Source organism: Streptomyces sp. SAT1 (genome assembly GCF_001654495.1).
In the GTDB taxonomy this organism is placed as follows: domain Bacteria; phylum Actinomycetota; class Actinomycetes; order Streptomycetales; family Streptomycetaceae; genus Streptomyces; species Streptomyces andamanensis.
This window is the reverse complement of record NZ_CP015849.1, coordinates 5,723,637-5,734,153: the sequence shown is the minus strand read 5'-3', so window position 1 is coordinate 5,734,153 and position 10,517 is coordinate 5,723,637. Positions and strand designations below refer to the sequence as shown.

Annotated in this window: 6 protein-coding genes; all 6 read left to right on the top strand. The window is 73.3% G+C overall.

What is annotated here, in order from left to right:
* Positions 1-21 precede the first annotated feature (21 nt).
* Positions 22-2,922, top strand: coding sequence for a pPIWI_RE module domain-containing protein (locus tag A8713_RS24635; protein WP_064535742.1), 2,901 nt, complete (start codon positions 22-24; stop codon positions 2,920-2,922).
* A gap of 470 nt (positions 2,923-3,392) precedes the next feature.
* Positions 3,393-4,871: a sugar transferase gene (locus A8713_RS24630; protein WP_064535741.1), complete on the top strand. Its 1,479-nt coding sequence runs from the start codon at positions 3,393-3,395 to the stop codon at positions 4,869-4,871.
* A gap of 73 nt (positions 4,872-4,944) precedes the next feature.
* Positions 4,945-6,264 carry a nucleotide sugar dehydrogenase gene (locus tag A8713_RS24625; protein ID WP_064535740.1) on the top strand — a complete coding sequence of 440 codons (1,320 nt, stop codon included), beginning with the start codon at positions 4,945-4,947 and terminating at the stop codon, positions 6,262-6,264.
* A complete protein-coding gene (locus tag A8713_RS24620) occupies positions 6,254-7,534 on the top strand; it encodes a glycosyltransferase family 4 protein (RefSeq protein WP_064535739.1) in 1,281 nt (426 codons plus the stop codon). The genes A8713_RS24625 and A8713_RS24620 overlap by 11 nt, the downstream gene beginning before the upstream one ends.
* The gene (locus A8713_RS24615; protein ID WP_064535738.1) at positions 7,531-9,003 is read left to right on the top strand and encodes a Wzz/FepE/Etk N-terminal domain-containing protein; all 1,473 of its coding nucleotides are present in this window, start codon (positions 7,531-7,533) and stop codon (positions 9,001-9,003) included. Before A8713_RS24620 ends, A8713_RS24615 begins: the two co-directional genes overlap by 4 nt.
* The gene (locus A8713_RS24610; RefSeq protein WP_064535737.1) at positions 9,000-10,514 is read left to right on the top strand and encodes a Wzz/FepE/Etk N-terminal domain-containing protein; all 1,515 of its coding nucleotides are present in this window, start codon (positions 9,000-9,002) and stop codon (positions 10,512-10,514) included. The genes A8713_RS24615 and A8713_RS24610 overlap by 4 nt, the downstream gene beginning before the upstream one ends.
* Positions 10,515-10,517 lie beyond the last annotated feature (3 nt).

The following is a 10,517-nucleotide window of genomic DNA, read 5'->3' as shown; positions in this document are numbered from 1 at the left end:
GAGAACACGAAGGGACTCCTCATGCCCTCCTACTCCACGATCCGGCTCGCGGCCTTCGAACGCGTCCGCGGCCACGAGTTCGTCCGCCGGCCGCACGGTCTCTCGTTCCCGCCCGCCTGGCGCAAGGAAGTGCTGGACTTCTACCGGATCGGCAGACGCGAACCGCAGAAGATCGACCAGGTACCGATCCGCCGCCTGAACGAGGTCATCCGCGCGGTGGCTCCCGAACTCCTGTGCGTGGCCCGCAAGGCCACACTGCACGACGACGCCCCCTGGCTGTACGCGTACGACCCGCTGCCGGTCCCCGTCATGCGCCAGTTGATCCACTCCTGGATCCGCGACCTGCACCCGCCCCGCGCACGCGCGGAGCATCCGGAGATCACCGAGCGGGCCGTGCAGCTCGGCGCGGCGCTGGACGTGGCCGGACTGAGCTGGCAGCCGCAGGAGGTGGACCTCTTCTCGGGCCGTACGACGCCCGGCGGCACCTTCGAACCGGACCCACTGGTCCACCAGCTGCTGCCGGACGCCCTCGCGCAGGACATCACCCGGCTGGATCCGTACCGCTTCGAGGGCGTCGAGATGGAGTTCCGCATCGCCGCGACCACGCGGGGGGCGGAGCTCGTGTCCTGGCCGCCACGTGACCACCAGGACGACGACGGAGCGTGGTGGAAGTTCTCGTTCGTCATCGCGCTCACCGTGCAGACCGTGCCCTTCGCCGACTTCCGCGTCCATGTCGGTACGGGGGTGCGCCGATGGCGTACCGGCGGCCCCGTTCCCCTGCCCTTCCGGCGTTCGGTGTCGGCGTATCTGCTCGGCCGGGATCCGTGGTTGGCGCAGACGCCGGGGACCGGTCGCATGGCGGTGAGCCGGATGATCACCGACCGCAGCACCGCCTCGGCCGAGTGGGCGCGCGGCGGCCCCGAGGGGATGCTCGGCCGCCTCCGCTTCTCCCACGGGCTGCCGGACGCCGCGACCGTGCGGGAGGACCCTGACGTCTGGATGTCGGGGAAGGACGGCGTCCAGATCGGTGTCGTGCACGCGACGTCCATGGGCGGACACGGCGTCGGAGCCGGCCTCATGCCGCGCGACCGTTCCCCGCTCACCGACTGGGCGGCCGAGGCGTTCGGCCCGCATCTCACCCGCCTGAACGACTTCACCCGCAGCCGTCACCCCGTCCTGCCGCGCAACCAGCCGAAAGCCCCGACGGGCCGGACGAAAGAGGAACGGGCTCTCAAGAAGGAGGAGTTGCAGCACGCGCGACGGCACGAGCGGCGGCTCGCCCTGGCCCGGACGCTCGGCGGCGCGCCGCTGGTCGTGGAGGCGCGATGGCAGAACCCCCGCACCCGTGACGCGCTGGTCGAGCAGTTGGCGGACCTCCTCGGCCTGGACGGAGCGGGCGGGGCGGGTGCGGTGCGCTCGTGGTCGACACCGCAGCTGGAGGTGCGTCTGTACCTGGAGGACGCCTCTTTCGTCGCCGCCCGGCTCGACTTCCCGGAGGGCCGGCCGCGGCGCAGGCACCTCGCCTCGGCGATCGGCACTCGACGGCGGGAGATCGCCGAGCTGTGTGCGCGTGACGGACGCCCCGACGTCCAGGCGGTCGTGATCGAGATCGGTCACCCGAGCTCGTTCCGGCCCGACATGGTGGATCCCAAGTTCGCCGCGCGTCTCGGCTACGCCGACGCCGGACGGCTGACGAAGTTCATCACCGTGCCCAGCTCGAAGTGGGGTACCGCCACGAAGAAGAACATCGCTCACCGCGCCCACCAGACCTGGTCGCACGTCTTCCGGCAACTGGGCTCGTGCACCGTCCCGGAGCACAGTGCGGACGACGTGCCCGACGACCTGGACCACGTCGCGCTGTGGATGGTCAAGCGCCGCGCCGACGGCCCGACGTACACCCGCGGGACCGTACCGGTCGCCGTGCGGGTGAGCGCCGCCGACGGCTCGGTCACGGGCTGGGACCCGGAGAGCGGGGACTGGATCCCCTACCGGAAGCTGCTGCTCTCCCTGGCCCGCCACGCCGAAGTCCCGGGAACGTACCCGCGGTTCGAGAACCTCGATGACACCGACGACACCGACGACACCGACGACAGCGACGACGAGGGTTCGGGCGCCGACGGGGCGGCGGAGGAGGAGACCGAGGACGCGGAGATTCCCGCCGCCGGGGCCACGAGCGGCGATCAGCGGCGCACCACGGCCTGGGTCCCCGACCTGGAGGAGCAGCGGGCGCGGACGGCGCAGTTCGTAAGGTCGATGCTCTACAGTCTGCGCGACCGGAACGTCCTGCTGCTCTCCCACGCCCAGAACGCGCGGCTGCACTGGCCGTGGCTGGCCAACGGCCGACTGGTCCCGGACGCACTTCAGTTCGGAGCCAACCCGGCCCAGCACATCTCTCTGTACGGCGAGCGGCTGTGCCATGTGCGGGTGCGCGACGACATGTCCGACGAGACCCCGCAGTGGTTCGCCCCGGACGACGAGTCCCACGAACACGGCTTCGCCAGCGGTCTGTGGCACCGTCCGGAGGCCACCGGCGACCACCGCGTCCACTACAGCACCGGCGAGAAGCCCCACACGGCCAAGCACGCCGTGAAGACCGCGTCGAAGATCGCGACCCGGATCCCGGTGCGGAAGAAGCCGGAGAACGGCGACGAGGACCAGGAGCCGGAACCGGTCATCGACACGGGGACCAACGCATGGAACCCCGCGGCGCTGGAGATCGCCGTGCTCGCGGTGCCGGAGGAGGGGACGGCCGAGGCGGGGGCCTGGGCCGCCGTGACCCACCAGCTGCGGAGGGCCCCGGACTACGACGTCACGCTGAAGCTCCCGCTCCCGCTCCACCTGGCCAGGAAGACCGCGCAATACGTCCTGCCGCACGAGGACGACACCGAGGGGGCCGCGCCCGAGGAGGGGGCCGGACAGTGACCCGGGGCCCCGGCCGGCAGCCGTGAGAGGGCCGGGGGCCCCGGAGCCGTCAAGATCCGTTTTCAGGCATTCACCAGAAGAGATCATTATCGGAACACCAGCACGCCATACCGATCGACGATCATCAAATCCCGCAGCTCACACACGAATTGCACACACCCTCTCTCCATATCGTTCCCGATGGTCTAGATTGACCGTGCTTCAGCTGTTCATGCTCGGTACGGCCATTGATGATCAATGGATCCGGCGCCGCGGAAGACCGGCGGCCGTTTCCTCGGTACCAGACGTGGGGTGATCGTTCTCCGGGGCGCGAAAGGAGTCGAACAGCTCTTGAACAGCCGCGATGTGCTGCGGGGGCGGGAGAGGCGGGGGCCTCTCCGGGGGAGGAACAGCGCGGCGCGGGGGGCGGGGGCCTCCCGCGGACAGGGTGCGACGACGACGTCGGACCACTGCGGACCTGGGGGGGTTCTGTGCGGCAAGGGGAATTGGTCAGCCCGTTTCCGTCTGCGCGCGAGCGGCCGTCGGACGGGTCACTGGGCCAGTCCGCCATCGACTGGGAACAGCGGTACCGACGTGCCGTGATCGCGGGTGACACCGCGGCCACCGCCTGCGTGGTGGCGGCCATCGGCAACTTCTTCGGGGCCCGGGACGCGGCCAACTGGCACGAGAAATGGGGAATTCTCGCATTCGGCACCGAGCTGCTGGTGCTGGGCTCGCTCGCGGTGAGCCGGGCGTGGGCACCGGCTGTTCTCGGCCAGGGAGCCGAGGAATTCCGCCGGCTCGGACGCTCGCTTTTCATGGCGACCGTCGCCCTGGCACTCGGCGGAATCGCGCTCACCTCGCGCAACATCAAACTCTGGATCTTCGTCGCGATTCCCGCCATCGCGCTGGTCACCATGACCGAGCGGTATCTGCTGCGCCTGTGGCTGCACAAACAGCGCAAGGAAGGGCGCTGCCTGCGGCCGGTCCTGGCCGCCGGAAGCCCCGCCACCGTGCGCGACCTGATCACCCGCACCCGCAAGTTCCCGCACCTGGGCTGGCGGGTGGACGCGGTGTGCACGACTCAGGGCCCCGGGCTCGACGGCGACCGGCTGGACGGGGTGCCGGTCGTCGGCCGGCTGGCGGACGTCTCCGGCCATGTCCGGCGCGACGGCTACCGGGTCGTGGCGGTGACACCGGACCCGCACTGGTCACCGGACCGGCTCCAGCGGCTGGCCTGGAACCTGGAGGGCAGCGACGCCGAGATGGTCGTGGCCCCGGTGCTGATGGAGGTGGCCGGACCGCGGCTGCACGTCGACGCGGTGCTCGGGATCCCGCTGCTGCGGGTCAGCATGCCGGCCTTCACCGGCGGGCGCCGCGCGGTCAAGGGCGTCGTGGACCGGCTGGGCGCCGCAATCCTGCTGCTGCTGTTCGCACCGCTGATGGCGGCCGTCGCGCTGCTCGTGCTGGCGGACAGCCGGGGCGGGGCGTTCTACCGGCAGCGCAGGGTCGGCAAGGACGGCCGCGAGTTCACCATCCTCAAGTTCCGCACCATGGTCGCCGGCGCCGACCGCGCACGCGCCGCGCTGGCCGACCGCAACGAGGGCGCGGGACTGCTGTTCAAGCTGCGCCGGGACCCGCGGGTGACCCGGGTGGGAGCGGTGCTGCGCCGCTACTCGATCGACGAACTGCCGCAGCTCTTCAACGTGCTCACCGGCTCCATGTCGCTCGTCGGCCCGCGCCCGCCGCTCCCGGAGGAGTCCGCCGCGTACGGCCCGGACATCCGGCGACGGCTGCTGGTCAAGCCGGGACTCACCGGCCTGTGGCAGATCAGCGGGCGCAGCGACCTGTCGTGGGAGGAGGCGGTCCGGCTGGACCTGCGGTACGTGGAGGACTGGTCGCTCGCCCTGGACACGGTGATCTTGTGGAAGACGCTGCGCGCGGTGCTCTACGGGCAGGGGGCCTACTGATGCGCGGCGACCGCCGTCCGGCCGGTGTACGAGGAGCGGGCCGCCACGGCCTGCCCGGGGGGAGGAACGGGACATGAGGGTCAGCGTTCTCGGGCTCGGCTACGTGGGCTGCGTGTCGGCCGCGTGCCTGGCCCGCATGGGGCACGACGTCATCGGGGTGGACGTGAACCAGGTCAAGGTCGACCTGGTCGCCGACGGCAGGGCCCCGGTGGTCGAGGAGGGGATCGGCGAGCTGGTCGCCGAGGTCGTACGGAGCGGAGCGCTGCGCGCCACCGCCGACGTGCGCGAGGCGATCCGGGAGAGCGAGGTGTCGCTGGTCTGCGTGGGCACCCCCTCGGAGCCCAACGGCTCCCTGTGCACCACCTATCTGGAGCGGGTCACCGAGGAGATCGGCGCCGCGCTGGCCGAGCGGGGCGGGCGGCACACCGTCGTGTTCCGCAGCACCATGCTCCCGGGCACCTGCCTGAACCTGCTGGTGCCGATCCTGGAGAAGCACCTCGGCGGCACGGCCGGGGTGGACGTCGGGGTCGCGGTCAACCCGGAGTTCCTGCGCGAGGGCACCAGCGTGCGGGACTTCTTCGACCCGCCCAAGACCGTCATCGGCGAACTGGACCCGGCGAGCGGCGACATGGTGGCGGCGCTCTACGACGGCCTGCCCGGCGAGGTGTTCCGGGTGCCGGTCCCCACGGCCGAGGCGATCAAGTACGCGGACAACGCCTTCCACGGCCTCAAGATCGGCTTCGCCAACGAGTTCGGCGCGGTGTGCCAGGCGCTCGGGGTCGACTCGCACCAGGTGATGGACGTGTTCCTGGCCGACCGCAAGCTGAACATCAGCCCCGCCTATCTGCGGCCCGGCTTCGCCTTCGGCGGCTCCTGCCTGCCCAAGGACCTGCGCAGCCTGGTCCACGCGGCGCGGCGGGCCGATGTCTCGGTGCCCATCCTCGCCCATGTGCTGCCCTCCAACGCCGACCACCTCCAGCGCGCGGTGGAGCTGGTGGAGCGCACCGGCAGGCGCCGGGTGGGCCTGTTCGGGCTGTCCTTCAAGCCCGGCACCGACGACCTCCGCGAGAGCCCGCTCGTCGAGCTGGCCGAGCGGCTCTTCGGCAAGGGCTACGACCTGCGGATCCACGACGCCAACGTGAGCCTGTCCCGGCTGCTCGGCGCCAACCGCGAGTACGTCGAGAGCCGGCTGCCGCACCTCGCGCAACTGCTCGCGGACTCCGTCGAGGAGGTGCTCGACCACGCCGAGGTGTGCCTGGTCGGCACCAGGGACCCGGCCGTGCTGTCGGCGCTGCCCCGCGGTGGCGGCGGCCCGGTGATCGTCGATCTCGTCCACCTTCCCGACGCCGACGCGCGCCGGGCCGAACCGGGGTACGTGGGCCTTGCCTGGTGACACGTCGTTCGACCGCGCGTCCGCCGACGACCGGCCGGGGCGGCGCGCGCTGATCCTGGTGGAGAACCTGTCGGTGCCGTTCGACCGGCGGGTGTGGCAGGAGTGCACGACGCTGCGCGACGCGGGCTGGGAGGTGCACGTCATCTGTCCCCGGGGCGGCAAGCGGGACACCGAGCCGGAGGCGGAGATCGACGGGGTGCGGATCCACCGCTACCCGCTGCGCGCGGCCACCGGAGGCCCGGCCGGCTATCTGCGGGAGTACGGATCGGCGCTGTGGCACACCTTCCGGCTGGCCCGCGAGGTCGGCCCGGTCCATGTGGTGCACGCCTGCAACCCGCCCGACCTGCTGTTCCTGCCGGCGCTGTGGCTCAAGCGGCGCGGCGCGCGGTTCGTCTTCGACCAGCACGACCTGGTGCCCGAGCTGTATCTGTCCCGGTTCGGCCGCGGCGAGGACCTGCTCTACCGCGCCGTGTGCGCGCTGGAGCGGCTGACCTACCGGGCCGCGGACGTCGTCCTGGCCACCAACGAGAGCTACCGGGACGTCGCGGTGCGCCGGGGCGGCCGTCGACCCTCGGACGTCTTCGTGGTGCGCAGCGCGCCGGACACCGACCGGTTCCGGCCCGTGCCGCCCGAGCCGGAGCTGAGGCGCGGCAAGGCCCATCTGCTGTGCTACCTGGGCGTCATGGGCCCGCAGGACGGCGTCGACTACGCGCTGCGGGCCCTCGCGAAGCTCCGGGACGAGCACGGGCGCACCGACTGGCACGCGGTGTTCGTCGGCGCCGGTGACACCTTCGACGCGATGGTGGAGCTGTCCCGGCGGCTCGGCCTCGCGGACCGGGTGGAGTTCACCGGACGCGTCCCGGACGCCGATCTGGTGCGCTACCTGTGCACCGCGGACGTGTGCCTCTCCCCCGACCCGCACAACCCGCTCAACGACGTGTCGACCATGAACAAGGTCCTGGAGTACATGGTGATGGGCCGCCCGGTGGTCTCCTTCGACCTCCGGGAGGCACGGGTCTCCGCCGGGGACGCCGCCGTGTACGCGCCCGGCAACGACGAGAGCGAGTTCGCCCGGCTCATCGCGCGGTTGCTGGACGACCCGGAGAAGCGGGACCTGATGGGCAAGGCAGGCCGCGAGCGGATCAGCGGGCCGCTGTCCTGGCGGAACTCGCAGGCGGCGCTGCTCGCCGCCTACGCCGCCGCCTGCGACGGCCGTACCCCGGCGCCGAAGGGCGGCCCGCTCCGGGCGGGACGGAGGCCGCGCCGTTGAGCGACGACACGATACGCCTGGTCACGGTCGGCCGGATCCTCCGTGGCCGCTGGCGGCTGCTCCTCGTGCTCACCGTGCTGGGCGCGCTCGCCGGATACGGCGCCTCCCTGCTGTTCCCGCCGCGCTACACGACGTCGGCGTCGGTGCTGCTGCCCGGGGCGTGGGAGGAGCGCGAGCTGCTGACCCAGCAGGAGATCGCGACCAGTTCGGCGGTGACCGACCGCGCCGCCGCCGCGCTGCACTGGTCCGGGGTCGGCGGCAAGGACCTGCGGCGCCGGGTGAGCGCCAGGACCGCCGACGGGAACATCATCACGATCTCGGGCACGGCCTCCACCCCGGAGCGGGCGCAGCAACTGGCCGACCAGGTGGCCCAGCAGTTCGTCGCGTTCGCCGCGCACGTCGTGGACGCCGGCACCGACTCCGACGCGGCGGCGCAGCTCGACACGCTGCGGCAGATGGTGGTGCAGTCCAGCCGCCGTATCACCGAGCTGGCCGACGCGGCCGACCCGGGGCGGACGGTGGAGAGCGTGCAGACCCGCACCGAGCTGGAGAAGCTGCGCACCTCGCTGCGGGAGGCCATCACCAAGCTGGACCAGGCCGACCCGACGGCCGGCAAGGCCACCATGGTCGTCATGGGCCCGGCGGCCCGGCCGTCCGGCGAGGCGCCGCCGACCCGGTGGCAGCTCGTGGGCGCCGGGGCGCTGCTCCTCCTCCTGCTCGCGGTCCTCGGCCAGCTCGCCGCCGCCCGGATGAGCCGTCGGCTGCGCACCGCGCCGGAGATCGCCGCGGCGCTGGGTTCGCCGCTGCTGGGCACCGTCGACGTGCCCGGTGAGCGGTCGGCGCACCGGCCGGGAGGCCGCGGCGCGCGGGCCCGGCTGCGCCGGCTGCTGGGCACCGACGTCCGGTGGGACGTACCGGTCCCGCGGGTCGCCGGCGACGAGGCGGGCCGGCGGATCCGCCACCGGCGGGTGTGGGCCCGCCTCCAGGACCGGCTGCCGTCCCCCGGGCGGCTGCTGGTCCTCGTCCCGGACGGCGACGAGGTCGCCCGCCGGGCCGCCGGGCAGCTCGCCGCCGAGGCCGGGAGCGGTCCGGCCGCCCCGGATTCCCCGGTTTCCGCGGCTTCCCCGGTGTCCGCGGCCTCCCCGATTTCCCCGGGCTTCAGGGGCTCCTCGGGCTTCACGGGCGGGGAGCGCGCCGAGCCGCAGGTGGCGGCCGTCTCCGTGTCGCGGCCGCTGGTGCCGGACCGCGACGACGAGTCGGGTGCCCTGGTCGTGCTCAGCGCGGGCCACTGGACCGCGGACGAGCTGGCGGGCGTCGCCGAGGCGTGCGCGGACGCCAAGCACGAGATCGTCGGCGTCGTCCTCGCCTGCCCGGTCCGGTCCCGTCCGGCGCGGTCCGCCGGACGTCCTCCGAAGGCCGCCGCGACGGGGTCCGCGACCGGCGACGACGCGAAGGGAAGCCGAGGGTGACGACGAGCAGCACCGTGGAGTCGCCGGCCGCCGCTCCGCTGCTGGACCTGCACGCGCTGGTGGTGGCGGTGCGCAGACGGCGCCGCCTGTGGTGCTCCCTGGCGCTGCTGGGACTGCTCGCCGGTGCGGCGGTCGCGGTCCTGCGGCCGCCGCCGCCCACCGCCGTGACCGAGGTGCTGGTCGCGCACCAGGAGGACCAGCCCAACGACCCCGGGACGCTCATCCGCACCGATGTCGCGCTGCTGCACACCACACGGATCGCCGGTGCGGCCCTGAAGTCCCTGCACTCCGCCGAGGCGCCGGAGGACTTCATGCGGGACTACCAGGGGGCCGGTCTGACCAACAACCTGATGCGGATCACCGTGACCGGTGCCAGCGACGCGGAGGCGGTGGCCCGTGCCGGGGCGCTGGCCGACGCGTTCGTCGCCGACCATGTGCGGCGGATCCAGGAGTCCGCGAACGCCGAGGCCAAGGCGCTGCTCGACCAGCGGGACCGGATGCAGGGCGAACTCGCCCAGGTCAACAAGGCGATCGGGGACGGTACGCCGCAGAGCGGGCCGAAGGAGTCGGCCGACCTGGAGTCGCTCTTCGCCCGCCGGGCCGAACTCACCTCGCGGATCACCGACTTCAGCCAGCGTGCCGCCGACGCCCGCATCGGCACGCCCCGGCTCGTCGCCGGTACGCAGATCGTGGACGCGGCACGCCCGGTGCGGCACTCCCTGCCCCGGGCCGCCGCCACCGACGCCGCGATCGGACTCGTCCTCGGGCTCGTCCTCGGGCTCGCGGTGGCCGCCGTGGGCGCGGTGGTGGCCGACCGGCCCGTACTGCGCCGGGAGATCGCGGCGCACCTCGGCGCCTCGGTCCTCGCGGAGCTGCCCCACCGCCCCGGAAGGCGCCGCAGGAGTCGGGCGGCGCACGAACGGCTCACCGCGTTCCTGGCCCGCACCGTGCACGGCTCGCCGGAGCCGGTGTCACTGCTGGAGCTGGGCGCCGCGCGCACCGCGAGCGCGCTCGCCGTGGACCTCGCCCGCGCGCTGGCGGAGCGGGGGCGGCCGGTGACCGTCGTGGACGGGCTGCCCGGCACCGAACTCTCGGGCCGCCGCCCGCGCCCCGACGACCCGGCCGTGATCGGCGGCGAGGAGGCCGCCGGACTGCCGCGCCACGAGCGGTGGATCGGCGTGGGCTCGGTGGCGCCCGGCACGGCGTGGACCGACCTGCGCCACCTCGGCACCCGGACCGTGCTCGTCGTACGGGCCGGGCACGCAGGCACCGCCTGGCTGCACACCGTGGCCCGGCACCTCGCCGACCAGCGCGTCCCGGTGCTCGGCGTGGTGCTGGTCGACCCCGATCCGCGCGACCGCACCGACGGCACGCTGTGGGACGGGCAGCGCACCGCGCGGCGCGGCGCGGACGAGCGCCCGGCCCGGCTCAACGGGACGGGTCCGCGGTGGACGGAGCTGCCGCCGACGCGCGCGGCACGGGTCCCGGACAGCGATCAGGAGGCGCGGTAGCAC